14 protein-coding genes are annotated in these 15,922 nt (G+C 64.7%); 9 read left to right on the top strand and 5 right to left on the bottom strand.

Annotation, left to right across the window (positions count from 1 at the left end):
• Positions 1–174 precede the first annotated feature (174 nt).
• Positions 175–1,155, bottom strand: coding sequence for an ABC transporter substrate-binding protein (locus AC1RR3_RS08105; RefSeq protein WP_492821145.1), 981 nt, complete (start codon positions 1,153–1,155; stop codon positions 175–177).
• Positions 1,156–1,632: 477 nt separating this feature from the next.
• Between AC1RR3_RS08105 and AC1RR3_RS08100 the strand changes: the two genes are divergently transcribed.
• From AC1RR3_RS08100 to AC1RR3_RS08060, 9 genes are all read left to right on the top strand, one after another.
• Positions 1,633–2,736 carry an ABC transporter substrate-binding protein gene (locus AC1RR3_RS08100; RefSeq protein WP_492821143.1) on the top strand — a complete coding sequence of 368 codons (1,104 nt, stop codon included), beginning with the start codon at positions 1,633–1,635 and terminating at the stop codon, positions 2,734–2,736.
• The gene (locus AC1RR3_RS08095) at positions 2,714–3,736 is read left to right on the top strand and encodes an ABC transporter permease (RefSeq protein ID WP_492821141.1); all 1,023 of its coding nucleotides are present in this window, start codon (positions 2,714–2,716) and stop codon (positions 3,734–3,736) included. The genes AC1RR3_RS08100 and AC1RR3_RS08095 overlap by 23 nt, the downstream gene beginning before the upstream one ends.
• Positions 3,730–4,530 carry an ABC transporter ATP-binding protein gene (locus AC1RR3_RS08090; RefSeq protein WP_492821139.1) on the top strand — a complete coding sequence of 267 codons (801 nt, stop codon included), beginning with the start codon at positions 3,730–3,732 and terminating at the stop codon, positions 4,528–4,530. Before AC1RR3_RS08095 ends, AC1RR3_RS08090 begins: the two co-directional genes overlap by 7 nt.
• Entirely contained in the window at positions 4,524–5,696 is a 1,173-nt protein-coding gene (locus AC1RR3_RS08085) for an acyl-CoA dehydrogenase family protein (RefSeq protein WP_492821137.1), read from the top strand. The genes AC1RR3_RS08090 and AC1RR3_RS08085 overlap by 7 nt, the downstream gene beginning before the upstream one ends.
• Before the next feature lie 23 nt (positions 5,697–5,719).
• Positions 5,720–6,814, top strand: a complete 1,095-nt coding sequence (locus AC1RR3_RS08080) for an LLM class flavin-dependent oxidoreductase (protein ID WP_492821135.1) — start codon at positions 5,720–5,722, stop codon at positions 6,812–6,814.
• Positions 6,811–7,749: an ABC transporter substrate-binding protein gene (locus AC1RR3_RS08075; RefSeq protein ID WP_492821133.1), complete on the top strand. Its 939-nt coding sequence runs from the start codon at positions 6,811–6,813 to the stop codon at positions 7,747–7,749. The genes AC1RR3_RS08080 and AC1RR3_RS08075 overlap by 4 nt, the downstream gene beginning before the upstream one ends.
• Before the next feature lie 329 nt (positions 7,750–8,078).
• On the top strand, positions 8,079–8,924 hold the full coding sequence (locus AC1RR3_RS08070; RefSeq protein WP_492821131.1) for a CmcJ/NvfI family oxidoreductase: 846 nt from the start codon (positions 8,079–8,081) through the stop codon (positions 8,922–8,924).
• Positions 8,925–9,029: 105 nt separating this feature from the next.
• A complete protein-coding gene (locus tag AC1RR3_RS08065; protein WP_008132820.1) occupies positions 9,030–9,326 on the top strand; it encodes a septal ring lytic transglycosylase RlpA family protein in 297 nt (98 codons plus the stop codon).
• Between the two features lie 49 nt (positions 9,327–9,375).
• Entirely contained in the window at positions 9,376–10,545 is a 1,170-nt protein-coding gene (locus tag AC1RR3_RS08060; RefSeq protein ID WP_492821129.1) for a Gfo/Idh/MocA family protein, read from the top strand.
• 183 nt (positions 10,546–10,728) lie between these two features.
• Here the strand turns inward: AC1RR3_RS08060 and AC1RR3_RS08055 are convergent, their stop codons facing one another.
• The 4 genes from AC1RR3_RS08055 to AC1RR3_RS08040 all read right to left on the bottom strand — a co-directional run bounded on the left by AC1RR3_RS08055 (position 10,729) and on the right by AC1RR3_RS08040 (position 15,921).
• Positions 10,729–12,039: an ABC transporter substrate-binding protein gene (locus AC1RR3_RS08055; RefSeq protein WP_492821127.1), complete on the bottom strand. Its 1,311-nt coding sequence runs from the start codon at positions 12,037–12,039 to the stop codon at positions 10,729–10,731.
• 195 nt (positions 12,040–12,234) lie between these two features.
• On the bottom strand, positions 12,235–13,473 hold the full coding sequence (locus AC1RR3_RS08050; protein WP_492821125.1) for an ABC transporter substrate-binding protein: 1,239 nt from the start codon (positions 13,471–13,473) through the stop codon (positions 12,235–12,237).
• A 40-nt stretch (positions 13,474–13,513) separates the two neighbouring features.
• On the bottom strand, positions 13,514–14,995 hold the full coding sequence (locus tag AC1RR3_RS08045) for an ATP-binding cassette domain-containing protein (protein ID WP_492821437.1): 1,482 nt from the start codon (positions 14,993–14,995) through the stop codon (positions 13,514–13,516).
• Positions 14,995–15,921 carry a branched-chain amino acid ABC transporter permease gene (locus AC1RR3_RS08040; protein WP_492821123.1) on the bottom strand — a complete coding sequence of 309 codons (927 nt, stop codon included), beginning with the start codon at positions 15,919–15,921 and terminating at the stop codon, positions 14,995–14,997. Before AC1RR3_RS08040 ends, AC1RR3_RS08045 begins: the two co-directional genes overlap by 1 nt.
• Between the last annotated feature and the right edge of the window lies 1 nt (position 15,922).

Raw genomic sequence — 15,922 nt, 5'->3', positions numbered from 1 at the left:
CCGCGAACAACAGTGCGCTCCCTCCCCCGCTTGCGGGGGAGGGCTGGGGAGAGGGTCTCTCCGCAATCGAGAACCCCCAGGAGGAGAAAGCCCTCACCCGGCGCGTTGCGCCGACCTCTCCCGCAAGCGGGAGAGGTTGAGCGAGCCTGCGGTTCCATCGGAGACTCATCTTGCCTAATTCGATCCCGCGGCCGCGGCGGTGAAGCTGCGGTCGACGGCTTGGTTGACGTCGAGCTTTTTCGGCAGGATGCCGTAGCGCGTCGAGCGATCTGAAGCTGCCTGGATCTCCTTCACGACATTCTCATCGATCACGATCGGGCTGGTGCGCTGCGCGGTGTAGGCCGACAGCAGCACGTCCTCCGGCAGCTTGGTCAGCTCGGCGGTGCTCTTGGCGTATTCGGCGATATGATCCAGCGACCAGAGCCGTGCCTTGTTCAAGCGCTGGACCAGGTCCTGCACCGCCGCGCGCTTGGTGGCGATGGCGTTGTCGGAGGCGACGATGAAGGTGATGGTCGGCGTCAGGCCCTCGCCGTCGGCGATCACGCGGGCCTTGTCCTTCAGCGTCGCGAACGAGACATAGGGCTCCCACACCGCCCAGGCGTCGATCGAGCCCGCGACCAGCGCGATCTTGGCATCAACAGGGCCGAGCGGCGCGAAGGTCGCGTCGTCGAGCTTGATCTGCGCCTTCTCCAGCGTCGCGTCGATCAGGAACTGGCCCCAGCCGCCACGTGTGCCGGCGAGACGTTTTCCCTTGAGGTCGGCCGCCGACCTGATCGGCGAATCCTGGCGCACCAGGATCGCCTGCGTCTTCGCATCCGACCTTGTGCCGCCGATTGCCTTGATCGGCGCGCCCGCCGCATAGACCGACAGGAACGAGAGATCGCCGGTGTAGCCGACGTCGAGCGCACCGGCGTTCAGCGCTTCCAGGATCGGCGCGGCCGCCGGGAATTCCGACCATTCGATCTTGTAGGGCAGGTCCTTGGCATAGCCGGAGATTTCGAGCAGCGAGCGGTTGCCGCCTTTCTGGTCGCCGACACGCAGCACGACCGTGTCGGCCGCGAACGATGCGGCGGCGGTCGACAGCGTGATGACGGCGGCGAGCAGCGATGCCGCAAGCCGGCGGGTGATGGAATGGTCGTCGGAGTTGATGCTCATGTGGCCTGTCTTGTTGCTTTGCTCACGACGTGTGAGCGGACGATCGAGCGAGACGATCAAGTTTATGGCCGCGCGATACGCAGTCAATGAAATGGCCATCCGTATTGCCCGCGCATCGGGCAAGGACATTTCAGCGTAGCGCTGCCTTTGAGAATGTGCGGCGTGCGCGGCTGAAGACACGCTGGGATGACGCAGGAGAGGGAGTCGCGGTGCCGCGTTGCAAGACCAGGCATCGACGAAAATCGTTTCATCGCTGTTCCATGTACTGATGGAGAGAATGACTTCGCATCGCGCCACATTCGAAATTCCATTTCATTGACGATGCGACCGGGGGGCCGCATCATTTGCGCATCGCATCAACGCGGCGCGTAAGGCGCCGACGGAAAAACTTTCTCTCAACGCAGCTCCATCAGGAACATGCGCAACGTGAACCGTTGCGCAGACGGTGGAGCCGTGCCAGCGCAGGAGCCGGGGCCGATGAACAACGACAACAAGCGCGGCGGATCGAGTCTCGATCGGCGCCATCTGCTCCAGGCGGGGCTGGCTGCGGCGTTCGCCGCGCCGCTGGGTGCCTTTGGTGCGGCACAGGCCTTTGCGCCGCAGGCGATCGCGCCCGGTGTCGATCTCTCGGAGTTTCCGCTGTGCCGGACGGCCTCGGACGCCCCCGCGCTCACCGGCGCGCCGCGCAAGCTGAAGCTGTCGTGGAATGCCGGCGCGGTGTGTCTCGCGCCGGTGCCGGTCGCTATCGAGCACGGCTTCTTCCAGAAGCACAATCTCGACGTCGAGCTCATCAACTATTCCGGCTCGACCGACCAGCTGCTCGAGGCGATTGCGACGGGAAAAAGCGATGCCGGGCTCGGCATGGCGCTGCGCTGGCTAAAACCGCTGGAGCAGGGCTTTGACGTCAAGATCGCCGCCGGTACCCATGGCGGCTGCATGCGCGTTCTGAGCCGGGCAGACTCCAACGTGAGCAAGCTCGCCGACCTCAAGGGCAAGATCGTCGCGGTTGGCGACCTCGGTGGGCCCGACAAGAACTTCTTCTCGATCCAGCTCGCCAAGCTCGGCATCGATCCCAACAAGGATGTCGACTGGCGCGCTTATCCCGGCAACCTTCTCAACGTCGCCGTCGAGAAGGGCGAGGTGCAGGCGTTCCTGTCGTCCGATCCGCTCGGCTATCTCTGGCTCAAGGATATCAAGTACAAGGAGGTCGCCTCCAATCTCGACGGCGAATATCGCGACAAGAGCTGCTGCATCCTCGGCCTGCGCGGCTCGCTCGTGCGCGAAGAACCTCAGGTCGCCCGTGCTCTCACGCAGGCGCTGCTCGATGCCGCGACGTTCACCGCGCAGAATCCGGCCGTGACGGCAAAATCGTTCCAGCCTTACGCGCCGAAGACGGCGAGCATCGCCGATATCGAGGGCATGGTGCGCTACCACACCCACCATCACCATCCCGTCGGCGAAGTGCTGAAGCGCGAGCTGAAGGCCTATGCCGACGATCTCAAGAGCGTGCAGGTCTTCAAGCAAAACACCGATACCGCCAAATTCGCGGAGCGCATCTATGTCGACGTATTCGCTGTCTGACGGCCTCGCCTCCGGCGCGCCGCGGGCCTCGCGCGCGCCGGTCCTTGCGACCTGGCTCCGGGAGTCGGGCGTCGGCGTGCTCGCCAGCATCGCCTGGATTGCCTTTGGTGTCTCCTGCCTGTGGTGGGAGGATGTCGGCGACTGGTCGCGTACCCATTCGCTCGGCATCGCTGCGTTCATCATCGCTGCGATCGCCTTGTTCGGGACTGTCGGTGCCGACTATCTCGGCTCGCCGGGAAAGGCGCTGCACAAGCGCGCGCCGTGGCTGGTCGCGCTCGGCGTGTTCCTGACCTTATGGGAGGTCGCCACCGCGAAATTCGCCTGGCTGCCGCTGCCGTTCTTTCCCCCGCCGCAGTCGATCATCGAGGTCTATACCGACGATCTGCCAAAGCTGCTCGACAGCGTCTTTGCTTCGGTCAAACTTCAGCTCGGCGGCTATCTGATCGGCGCCACCCTCGGCTTCGTCACCGGCGTTTCGATCGGCTGGTCGCGTGCGGTCGGCTATTGGGCGCATCCGGTGCTGCGCTTCATCGGCCCGCTGCCGGCGACCGCGTGGCTGCCGATCGCCTTCTTCACATTCCCGTCGAGCTGGAGCGCCTCGACCTTCCTGATCGCGCTGGCGACCGGCTTCCCCGTCACCGTGCTGACCTGGTCGGGCGTCGCGAGCGTCAGCAACGCCTATTACGACGTCGCGCGCACGCTCGGAGCAAAACCGTCCTTCCTGGTGTTGAAGGTCGCAATCCCCGCCGCACTTCCGCATGTCTTCGTCGGCCTGTTCATGGGGCTGGGCTCGTCCTTCGCCGTGCTTGTTGTCGCCGAGATGATCGGCGTCAAGGCCGGGCTCGGCTGGTACCTGCAATGGGCGCAAGGCTGGGCCGCCTACGCCAACATGTATGCGGCGCTGATCGTGATGTCGCTGCTCTGCTCCGGCGCGATCACGCTGCTGTTTTCGATCCGCGATCGCCTGCTGGTCTGGCAGAAGGGGACCGTGAAATGGTAGCCGCAACTGCACTGGCTGAAATCGACGCTCATCCGGCCGCAGGCGCCGCGCTCGATATCGAGCAGGTCAGCCACGCCTTCGACATCGACGGCACTGAACTGCCTGTTCTCAGCGACGTCAGCATCTCCGTCGAGCCTGGCGAGTTCGTCGCGCTGCTCGGCCCGTCCGGCTGCGGCAAGTCGACCTTGCTGCGGCTTGTCGCTGGTCTCGACAAGCCCAAGGCGGGGACGCTGCGTGAGGACGAAGCCCGCATCACCCGGCCGCATCCTTCGCGCGTGGTCGTGTTCCAGGATCCGACGCTGTTTCCCTGGCGGTCGGTCTGGGACAACGTCGCCCTGGGTCTGGAAGCGCAAGGCATCCTGAAGAGCCAGCGTCGGCGGGTCGATGACGCGCTCGATCTGGTCGGTCTTGCGTCGTTCCGCAATGCCTATCCGCATCAGCTCTCCGGCGGCATGGCGCAGCGCGTCGCGCTGGCGCGTGCGCTGGTCAACGATCCAAAAATCCTGATCCTCGACGAGCCCTTGGGAAAACTCGACTCGCTCACCCGCATCACCATGCAGGCCGAGCTTGTCTCGCTGTGGCAGCGCAAGGGCTTTACCACGCTGCTGGTGACGCATGATGCCGAGGAGGCGCTGGTGCTCGCCAACCGCGTCATCGTCTTCAGCGACCGCCCGGCGCGGGTGAAGGCGGACATCCGGGTCGACCGTCCCTATCCGCGCCATCGCGGCGATCCATATCTTGCTGATCTGCGCCGCCAGATCCTTGGCCTTTTGGGGTTGGATGCCACATGGTGACTTCTGCAGCCAAGGGCCGCACGGCCCATAGCGAGCCGGACTACATCGCACACGCGGAAGCGCTGGCCGAAGGCTTTGCCGCGCGCGCGGCGGAGCACGATCGCACTGGAAGCTTTCCTTTCGAGAATTTTCGCGAGCTCTCCGAAGCCGGCCTCTTGTCTCTGACGGTGCCGGCGGCCTTCGGTGGGGCCGGTGCCGGCGCGAGATACGCCGCGCGTGTCCTCGGTATCGTCGGCAAGGCCTGCTCATCGACGGCCCTGGTGCTGTCGATGCACTACATCAACCATCTGGTGATGGCGCGAAGCCCGACCTGGCCGGTGCGGCTGTCGCGCAAGCTTGCCCACGAGACCGTCGAAGGCCTCGCGCTGATCAATGCGCTGCGCGTCGAGCCCGAGCTCGGCTCGCCCGCCCGTGGCGGCCTGCCGGCAACCATCGCGCGCCGCACCGAGACCGGCTGGCGCCTCTCCGGCCACAAGGTCTATTCGACGGGGGCGCCGATCCTGAAATGGTATCTGGTCTGGGCCCGCACCGGCGAGGCCGAGCCGCGCGTCGGCCAGTTCCTGGTGCCGGCGGACCTGCCGGGCACGCGCATCGTCGAGACCTGGGACCATCACGGCCTGCGCGCCAGCGGCAGCCACGACGTCATCTTCGACGACGTCGTCATCCCGCTCGACGCCGAGGTCGATGTCCGCAAGCCCGCGGATTGGCGCGCGCCGGATCCGACCCAGTCGACCGTCCACACCATCTTCGTCGCCGCGATCTACGACGGCATCGCCCGTGCGGCGCGGGACTGGCTGGTCACTTTTCTGAAGACGCGGGCGCCGGCCAGTCTCGGCGCGCCGCTGGCGACCTTGCCGCGCGCCCAGGAGATCCTCGGCGGCATCGAGGCGCGGCTCGCGGTCAACGCACGTTTGATCGACAGTTTCGCCTCTGATTTCGACGACGGCTTGCAGCTCGGCGCGATCGAGTCCAACATCATCAAGCTGACGGTGACCAATAACGCCGTGGCCGCAGTGGAGGACGCCTTGTCGCTGACCAGCAATCACGGTCTGTCGCGCAAAAATCCGTTGGAGCGGCATTACCGCGACGTGCTCTGCGGCCGCGTCCATACCCCCCAGGACGACTCCACCAAAATCACTGCCGGGCGCGCAGCGCTGGGCGTCTGACCACCACTCATAAGGAGTTCCCGATGTCGGTTGAGTTCATCGGCTTTATCGCCAACAGCAATGCTTCCGAGACCATCGTGCGCCAGGGGCCGGTGCTCGATCCCAACTATATCGAGACGGTGGCGAAGGCGCATGAGCTCGCCGGTTTCGACCGCGCGCTGCTGGCGTTCCATTCGACCACGCCGGATGCGCTCCAGATCGCCCAGCACGTGCTGACCATCACCAGGAAGCTCAAGGTGATGATCGCGCAGCGCCCGGGCTTTACCGCGCCGACGCTCTTGGCGCGCCAGCTCGCCACGCTGGACCAGCTTTATGAAGGCCGCGTCTCGCTGCACGTCATCACCGGCGGCAACGCCATCGAGCTCCGGCAGGACGGCAACACGCTCGACGACAAGGACGAGCGTTACGCCCGCACCAGCGAATTCCTCGATGTGGTGCGGCTGGAATGGACCAGCGAGAAGCCGTTCAACTACAGCGGCAAGTACTACAATGTCGAGAACGGTTTTTCGCAGGTGAAGCCGCTGCAAAAGGGCGGCATCTACACCTTCGTCGGCGGCGGCTCCGATGCCGCGATCGAGGTCTCGGGCAAGCATGCCGACACCTTTGCGCTGTGGGGCGAATCCTACGCGCAGGTGCGTGACGTCACTGCACGGGTGCGCGCCGCGGCAGCGAAGTACGGGCGGCCGAGCCCGCGCTTCAGCCTGTCGGTGCGGCCGATCCTCGCAGACACCGAGGAGAAGGCGTGGCTGAAGGCCGAGGCAATTCTGGAGCGTGCCACCGCGCTGCAGGACCAGACCGGCTACCGCCGGCCCAATCATGCCACCGATGGCGCCAAGCGCCTGCTGGCGCTGGCCGACCAGGGCAGCCGCATCGACAAGCGGCTGTGGACCGAGATCGCAAAGCTCACCGGCGCCAACAGTAACACCACCGCGCTGGTCGGCACGCCCGAGCAGGTCGCCGAAGTCTTTGCCGACTATTACGACCTCGGCGTCAGCCACTTCCTGATCCGCGGCTTCGATCCGCTCCCTGATGCCATTGACTACGGCCGCGAGCTGATCCCGTTGACGCGTGAGCTGATTGCGAAGCGTCAGGCCGTTCGCGGCGAGGCGGCGGAATGATCCGCCTCATGCTGGCCGGCGCGCTGCTGTTTGGTTCGCTTGAACTGGCGGTGGCGCAAACCACCCTGCGCGTCGGCGACCAGAAGGGCAATTCGCAGGCGGTGATGGAAGCCGCCGGCGTGCTCAAGGACGTCCCCTACAAGATCGAGTGGAAGGAGTTTCCGGCGGCCGCACCGCTGCTGGAAGCGCTGAGCGCCGGCGCGATCGAGACCGGGCTCGTCGGGGACGCGCCCTTCACCTTTGCCGCCGCCTCGGGTGCGCCGGTGAAGGCGATTGCCGCGATCCGGCAGACGCGCGAGGGGCTCGCGATCCTCGTGCCGGAGAATTCGCCGATCAAGAGCTTTGCCGATCTGCGGGCTAAGAAGATCGCGACCGGCCGCGGCTCGATTGGCCATCAGCTGATCCTGGCCGCGCTCGAGAAGAATGGCTGGGCTGCGTCCGACGTGCAGATCGCGTTCCTCGCACCGTCCGATGCCAAGGTCGCCTACACCCAAGGCTCGGTCGATGCATGGTCGACCTGGGAGCCTTATGTCAGCCAGGAGGAGGTGCTGTTCAGGTCGCGCCGTGTCATTACCTCCGAAGGCCTGACGCCGGGCCTCAGCTTCCAGGTTGCGCGGCCTGATGCGATCCGCGACAAGCGCGCGGAGCTGACCGACTTCATCCGGCGCCTCACCGCGGCGCGAGCGTGGTCGCTGAACAATATCGACAGCTACGCCGCGACCTGGGGCAAGCTGATGAACATCCCGGTCGCCGTGCCGCGGAACTGGCTGTCGCGTGCAAAAATTCGTATCGCTGCGATTGACGACAGCGTCGTCGCGGACGAGCAGAGCACCATCGATCTCTATTTTCGCTGGGGCCTGACCAAGCAGAAGCTCGATGCGGCCGAGATCGTGGATCGCTCCTTCACGGATGCAATCGCGAAGGCGGAGCTGTAGGCACCCTCTCGTGTCCCGGACGCGCCGCAGCGTGAAACGCTGCGCCGCAGAGTCGGGACCCAGATCACACGGAATGCTCTTGGTTAGATGGGCCCCGGCTCTGCGGCGCACCACTGCGTGATGCGCCGCGTCCGGGGCACGAGATCTCACGAGGCTCTCAAGCATCCGTGAAGCGGACAGGGCGCATTCCAACCCGACAGGATTCCGCGAAACATTCCTTCTGCGTTTCGCATTGACGACAACACCCTCATTGCTATTTGCACCGCCTCCCTTGCGCCGCATCGACCGCCGTCAAAAATCAATTCGACGACCACATCGGGAGACCGGCCATGGGCCTGCAAGAAACAAAAATCGAATCGCTTCCCTTCGTCACCGCTGAACTCAACTATCTCGCGCCGACATCAGGCAAACCCCGCACCTACGCCTTCGATCCGCCGCCCGGCGAGCCCAAAAGCACGTCGCTGCCGGAGCCGCACCAGGTCCCGATCTTCGATGCGCGGCTGATCGCGAACAACATCTCGCTCGATCGCGAGGGCTTTGCGCTGGTGCGCCATCCGAACCAGGTCAAGGACTTCTACAACGACGAAGAGGTGAGGAAGGTCTACTATCCCGCCGTCGAGGCGTTCCTGCGCGCGACGCTGAACGCCGATCGCGTTGTCATCTTCGATCATACCGTGCGCCGGCGTGTCGAGGGCGCCCCCGATATCCGCGACGGTGGCCCGCGTCAGCCCGCGACGCGCGTCCATGTCGACCAGACTGCCTTGTCCGGCGCCAACCGGGTGCGCGAGCATCTGCCCGACGAAGCGGAGGAATTGCTTAAGGGCCGCGTGCAGGTGATCAATCTGTGGCGGCCGATCCGCGGCCCATTGCGCGATTCACCGCTGGCGATGGCGGACGGTACGACGGTCGCGCCGGAGGATCTCATTGCGTCCGACCTGATCTATCCGAACCGCCGCGGAGAGACCTATTCGGTGAAATATAATCCGAACCATCGCTGGTTCTATTTCCCCGAGATGACCGCCGACGAGGCGCTGCTGCTCAAGTGTTACGACTCGGCAACCGACGGCCGCACCCGGTTCGGACCGCATACCGCCTTCGTCGATCCGACCACGCCGGCGGACGCGGCGCCGCGCGAGAGCATCGAAGTGCGGACGCTGGTGTTCCACAAACAGTAACAATGTGTGATGGCACTGCCGGGCACTGCCCGGCAGTGTTCCCGGAACTTCAGGGAACAATGCGACGTTTGCAGCGCGGGGCAGGGCCAACCGGGGAGCGGTGCCGTGCGAGCGTTAACCACTTTATTATTTTGTCTTGCCACATTTTCTCTGGCGCATGCTGAAAGCGGGCTTGCCTCATATTACGGATACGGAAAAGGCAAGGGCGCCGAGCTGACCTGCGCCCACCGGACGCGCCCGTTCGGCAGCGTGCTCACGGTGTCTTATGGCGGCCGCACGATTCAATGCCGCGTCAACGATCGCGGGCCCTTCATCCGCGGCCGGATCGTCGATCTCTCGGTGCCCGCCGCCCGCGCGCTGGGCATGATGAGCGCCGGGGTGGTGCGGGTCTCGGTGGAATAGGTCTTCAGTCGCGCTATAGTGCCGCCCAAAGCAGGGGTGAGGGGGCGCTATGGCCAAAATCAGGGTTGGGCTCGTCGGCTGCGGCTTCGTGTCGGAGCTGCACATGTATGCGTTCCGGCGCGTCTATGGCGTGGACGTCGAGGTTGCGGCAGTGGCCGCGCGCGGCGACAAGGTCGTTGCGTTCGCGCAGCATCACAATATCCCGCGTGTTTACCGCAGCCTCGCCGAATTGATTGCGGACGCTGATATCGACGTCATCGACATCTGCACCCCGCCCAATCTCCACGCCGAAATGATCGTCGCGAGCATGCAGGCCGGCAAGCACGTGATCTGCGAAAAGCCATTTGCCGGCTATTTCGGCCGCGAGGGCGATGCGCAGCCGATCGGCAGGCATGTGCCGAAGGCGCTGATGTATGAGCGCGTGCTGGAGGAGATGGACGCGACCCGGGCCGCGATCGAGCGCACGGACAGGCTCTTCATGTATGCCGAGGACTGGATCTACGCGCCCGCGGTGACCAAGACCGCGGAGATCATCAAGGCGACCAAAGACAAGATCCTGTTCATGAAGGGCGAGGAGAGCCATTCCGGCTCGCACGCAGCCCATGCCGCGCAATGGGCGATGACCGGCGGCGGCTCGCTGATCCGCATGGGCTGCCATCCGCTCTCGGCCGTGCTCTATCTCAAGCAGGTCGAGGCCAAGGCGCGCGGCGAGACCATCCGCGTCGCCAGCGTGACCGGCGATGTCGGCAACGTCACAGCTAGCCTGAAGCCCGAGGAGCGCACCTATATCAAGGCCAATCCGGTCGACGTCGAGGACTGGGGCACGCTGACCGCGACCTTCTCCGACGGCACCAAGGCGACTGTGTTCTCCGGCGACATGATCATGGGCGGCGTGCGCAATCTGATCGAGACCTATACGTCAGGCGGCTCGCTGTTCGCCAACATCACGCCGAATACGCATCTGATGAGCTACCAGACCAGCGAGGAGAAGCTCGCAAGCGTCTACATCACGGAGAAAGTCGACCGCAAAACCGGCTGGCAATATGTCTGCCTCGAGGAGGAATGGACACGCGGCTATTTGCAGGAGATCCAGGACTTCATGGAATGCGCCGCGACAGGGAGGCAGCCGCTGTCGGATCTCGCGCTGGCGTATGAGACGATCAAGGTGAACTACGCCGGCTATTGGGCCGCGGAGGAGGGGCGGCGGGTGGTGTTGTAGGCGGGATGCTCACCGCGACGGGACTGTACTCCCTCGCCCCGCTTGCGGGGAGAGGGTTGGGGTGAGGGGGACTCTCCACGGGGACGGTGAGAGCCGGACTCGCGGAGAGTCCCCCTCACCCGGAATCCGCGCTATGCGCGCGTATTCCGGCCTCTCCCCGCAAGCGGGGAGAGGCGAAGAACCTCACGTCCCGTACGTCGATCCCTTCGGCAGCGGAAACACCGGGTCCTGCGTGCGAATGTTGGTCGGCCACACCACCGAGATGTGCTCGCCGGCGTTCTGCATCACCACCGGGGTCGAGCGCTCGTTCTGGCCGGACATCGGTGTGCCCGGCGGGAAGAACTTCACGCCATAGCCCTGGATGGTGCCGCCGGCGGGAATGTCGACGTCGAGTGCGGCCTTGCGGATCGCTTCGGGCTCGAAGCTGCCGTACTTCTCCTTGGCGACAGGCAGTACGTTGTTGAGCAGCACCCAGGTCTGGTTGAAGCCCATCGAGCAGTGCGGCGGCACGTCGGTGGCGCCGGTCTTGGCCTGGTAGCGCGTGACCATGGTCTTGGTGAGATCGCCGATTCCAGGCGCGAGCTTTGCGGGATCGAGCAGCTGCGCCGGTACCGGATCGATGTTGCAGAAATTGTCGATGTCCGGGCCGAAGGTCGCGCGCAGCTTGTCGAGCTGGCTGTAGCCGGCACCGGCGCCGAACAGCATCTTGAAGCGCAATCCGCTCTCGCGGGCCTGGCGCAGGAACAGGGTGATGTCGGGGTTGTAGCCGGCATGCGAGATCACATCGACCTTGGCGCGCTTGAGCTTGGTCACGAGCACCGAAAGGTCTGGCGCGGACGCCGAATAGCCTTCGCGCATCACCACCTGGATGCCGGCCTGCTTGGCATAGGCCTCGTCCGCCGCGGCGACGCCGACGCCGTAGGGGCCGTCCTCGTGGATCAGCGCGACCTTCACATCGCCCGGCTCCATGCCGAGCTTGCCCTTGGCGTGCTCGGCGATGAAGCCGGCGAATGCCTGGCCATACTGGTCGGAATGGATCTGCGCGCGAAACACGTATTGCAGGTTCTTGTCTTTGAACACGGCGGTCGAGACCGCGGTCGTGATCCAGAGGATCTTCTTCTGCTGCTCGACCTTCGCCGCCATCGGCACCGCATGCGCGCTGGAATAGACTCCGTTGATGATGTCGATCTTTTCCTGGCTGATCAGCCGCTCGGCCTCGTTGATGGCGACATCCGCCTTGCTCTGGGAGTCCGCCGCAACAGGCACGATCTTGGTCTTGCCGCCGATGCCGCCCTTCTCGTTGACGAGGTCGATGGCGATCTGTGCGCCGACCGAGGAGGCGACCGATCCGCCGGCGGCAAACGGGCCTGTCAGGTCGTAGATCAGGCCGACGCGCAAATTCTCGGCTTGCGCCTGGGCCCGTGTCCAATCGAGGCTGAGTGTGGCGGCGGCAGCCGCCGTACCCTTCAGCAGCTGCCTGCGTGAAGTCGGCATCCTATCCTCCCTCAAAACCGTCTGATGATCGGTTCTTGTTATTTTTTGCGAAGTATGAGGAGCGGGCCGGCGGAAAGTCAACATCGCACAAGGTCGATACGCGGCAGTGGCCGCACCCAACGCATCTGCGAAAGCCAAAGAAAAATCCCACCGCTCGCAAGCGAGCGGTGGGCGCAGATGGCAGCAACGGCTGACTTATTGCGACAGCTTCACAAAATTCGGAAACTTCAGCTTCCCTTCCGCGATCTTCTCGGGCCAGACCACGACCTGCTTCTGGTCCTGCCACTGGAAGACGAGGCCGGTCACGGTGGTGGGACCGGACTTGATGCCGTGGGTGAACTCGTCGTCCTTGCCGTAGAACTGGATGCGACCGATCGTGCCTTCATAATCGGTCTTCTCGATCTCGGCGACCATCTTGTCGGGATCGGTCGAGCCGGCGCGCTTGATCGCATCCGTGATGAAGTAGACCTCGTCATAGGCGGTGTAGCCGGTATAGGCCGGCGGCTGACCGAACTTGGCCTTGAAGGCGGCCGCAAACGGCTTGGTCTTCGAGGTCACGGCGACGTCGGGCGTCGCCACCGCAAGCGACGGAATGCCGTCGGCGGCGGCATTGGTGTCCTTCCAGAAGGTCGGGCTCAGCGCCTGCGCGCTGATGCCGAACATCGGGATCGGCACCTGCTGGTTCTTCCACTGCACCGTCGGCTGAACGCCGACATGGGAGATGCCGGTCACGATCACGTCGGGCTTCTTGCCTTCGATATTGTTGAAGATCGGCGTGAAGTCGGTGGTATCGGGCGAGAAGCGCACATGCTCGACCACTTTCAGGCCGGCCTTGGGCAGGCAGGCCTCGTAGCCGACGTCGAGCGGCTTGGTCCAGGCCGCGTCCTCGCTCATGATCGCGACGGTCTTGAACTTTAGCTTGTCGACGAGGAGATCCTTGGCGGCATCGCAGACCAGCTGGGCCTGCGCCGCCGAGGTCAAATAGCCATGGAAAGTGTACTTGTTCTTCTCGTAGTCGTTGTGGATCGCCTTGGTGATCTCGTTCGAGGCCGCACCGGGCGTGATCAGCGGCATCTTCAGCCGCGCGGCCCAGGGCTCCAGCGCCAGCACGACCTCGCTGATATAGCTTGCGATCACCGCGGAGACCTTGTCCTCGCTCACCGCGCGCTGGAACGCGCGCACGGAGTCCGCCGAAGAGCTCTTGTTGTCATAGGTGACGATCTCGATCTTGCGGCCGAGGATGCCGCCCTTGGCGTTGATCTCGTCGGCGGCAATCTGCGCGCCGCCCGGCGTCGCCGCGCCCGCGATCGACTGCACCTCGGCGATGACGCCGATCTTGATCGGATCGTTCGACTGCGCGTAGGCAGGCGCGGCAAGGCACAGCGCCAGCGCGGAGGTGAGCAGGCTGCTGCCGAGAAGTGTCGATGGTTTCATGGTCGTTTCCCTTTCTATGCTTTTTGTTGATGTTGACGGACTACAGGAAATCGGCGCCGGCCTCGCTGGCGAAGCGGCCGGGATCGCCCTCCCAGACGATCCTTGCGTGTTCGAGCACATAGACGCGGTCGGCATGCGGCAGCGCGAAGGTGACGTTCTGCTCGCCGAGCAGCACGGTGATCGACGTCGTCTGCCGCAGCTTCGTCAGCGCCTTGGACAATTGTTCGAGGATGACCGGGGCAAGCCCCAGCGTCGGCTCGTCCAGGATCAGGATCTGCGGCTGCATCATCAGCGCGCGGCCGATCGCGAGCATCTGCTGCTCGCCGCCGGAGAGCGTCTGCGCCATCTGGCCCTGGCGCTCCCTCAGGATCGGAAACAGCTCGAACAGCCAGGCAAGCTGCGCGGCGCGCTTGTCGTCGGAAAGGTGCTGCCCGCCGAGATCGAGGTTTTCCCGCACGCTCATCTCGCCGAACAGCTCGCGCGATTCCGGGCATTGCACGAGGCCGCTGCGGGCGATCTTCGCCGGGCTGGTGCCGCGCAGCTTCTCGCCGCCGCGCGCGATCTCGCCGCTATAGGGCAGGAAGCCGGAGATGGTGTTGAACAGCGTGGTCTTGCCGGCGCCGTTGAGGCCGACCACGGAGACGAACTCACCTTCGTGGACGTGGATCGAGACGTTCTCCAGCGCCTGGGCCTTGCCGTAGAACACGCTGACATTCTCGACCTGCAGCAGCGGGACCTTATCGCCAAAACTGGTCTCGGGCCGGGCATGGGTCTCGATGGCGCCGCCGAGATAGACCCGGCGGACCGTCTCGTTCTTCATGACGTCCTCGGCCTTGCCGGTGACGATCTCCTCGCCGAGATACATCGCGAGCACGCGGTCGACGAGAGCGGCGACGCTCTTGACGTTGTGGTCCACCAGCATCACGGCGCGGCCGTCATCGCGGAAGCTGCGGATCAGGTCGGAGAACACGTCCACTTCGGCCCGCGTCAGGCCGGCGAAGGGCTCGTCCACCAGCACGACTTTGGGATCGCGGGCGATCGCTTTGGCGAGCTCGAGCCTTCGCAGATCGGCGAACGGCAGCGTCGGTGGGCGGCGGTTCATGACGGCGCCTAAGCCCACGCGGTCCGCGATCCATTTGGCTCGCTCGACCAGCGCCTTGTCGGGAAACAGCATGAACAGGCTGTCCGGCAAGAGCGCGACCAGGATGTTCTCCAACACGGTCTGCCGGTTCAGCGGCCGCGAGTGCTGGAACACCATGCCAAAGCCTTTTCGCGCGATCTTGTGGGCAGGGAGACCTGCAACGTTCTCGCCCTCGAAGATGACCTCGCCAGCAGTGGGGCGTTCGATCCCCATCACGCTCTTCATCGCGGTCGACTTGCCCGAGCCGTTCGGCCCGATCAGGCCAAAGATCTCGCCGCTGTTGACCTCAAAGCCGAGATTCTTCACCGCGGTCAGTCCGCCGAAGCGCTTGGTCAGGCCGCGGACTTCGAGCACCGGCCGGTTTGAAAGCCTCATATCCATCACGAACGAGCCTCGCGCGAGAGGGCCGCTCCGAGGAAGCCCCCGGGGAAGAACAGCACGACGAGGAGGGCGACCGCCGAGACGATGAAGGTCGCAAGCTCGCCGGTCGGCCGCAGGAACTCGCCGGCGACGATCAGGAAGATCGCGCCCAGTGCCGCACCCAGCACGGTGCGGCGGCCGCCAAGCACGGCCGAGACGATCACGTTCACGCCGACAGCGACATCGACGACGGTGCCGACCGAGGCGGTGCCGAAGTAGAACACCAGCAGCGCCCCCGATAGCCCGGAGAAGAACGCGCTGACGATGAAGGCGGCGAGCTTGTGCTTGACGATATTGAAGCCGAGCGCGCCGGCCTGCACCGGATCCTGGCCGCTGGCCTGGAGCACGAGGCCGATCGGCGATTGCGACAGGCCGTAGAGGATCGCCGCCGAGATCGTCATGAAGCCGAGGGCGATCCAGTAGTTGACGCCGGCGTCGATCGAGATGACGTCGGGGATGGTGAGCCCGATCTCGCCGCCGGTGAGATCGGCGAACACCACGATGAAGTTTTGCAGCATCAACACCGCGACCAGCGTGGTCAGGCCGAAATAGGGCCCGCGCACCCGCAAAGCCGGCAGCGCCAGCACCAGGCCGGCGATGACCGAGGCAAGGGCGCCGAGCACGATGCAGAGATAAACCGACCAGCCGAACTGGGCATTCAAAATGCCGGCGGTGTAGGCCCCGACGCCGATCAGGAAGGTTGGTCCGAAATTCACTTCGCCAGCGAAGCCGAACAAGAGGTCCCAGGCCATCGCGAACACGCCGAAATAGAAGGCGACGGTGAGCAGGCCCAGCACGTAGCCGGAGACATAAAGCGGCAGCGTGGCCGCGATCACGACCAGTGCGAGCGAGACGAAGAACAGGCGGGTGGTGAAGAAGTTCGCCATC

The sequence above is a fragment of the Bradyrhizobium sp. GW821-FHT13H05 genome, from assembly GCF_058804065.1.
This window is presented reverse-complemented; position numbering and strand designations above follow the sequence as displayed.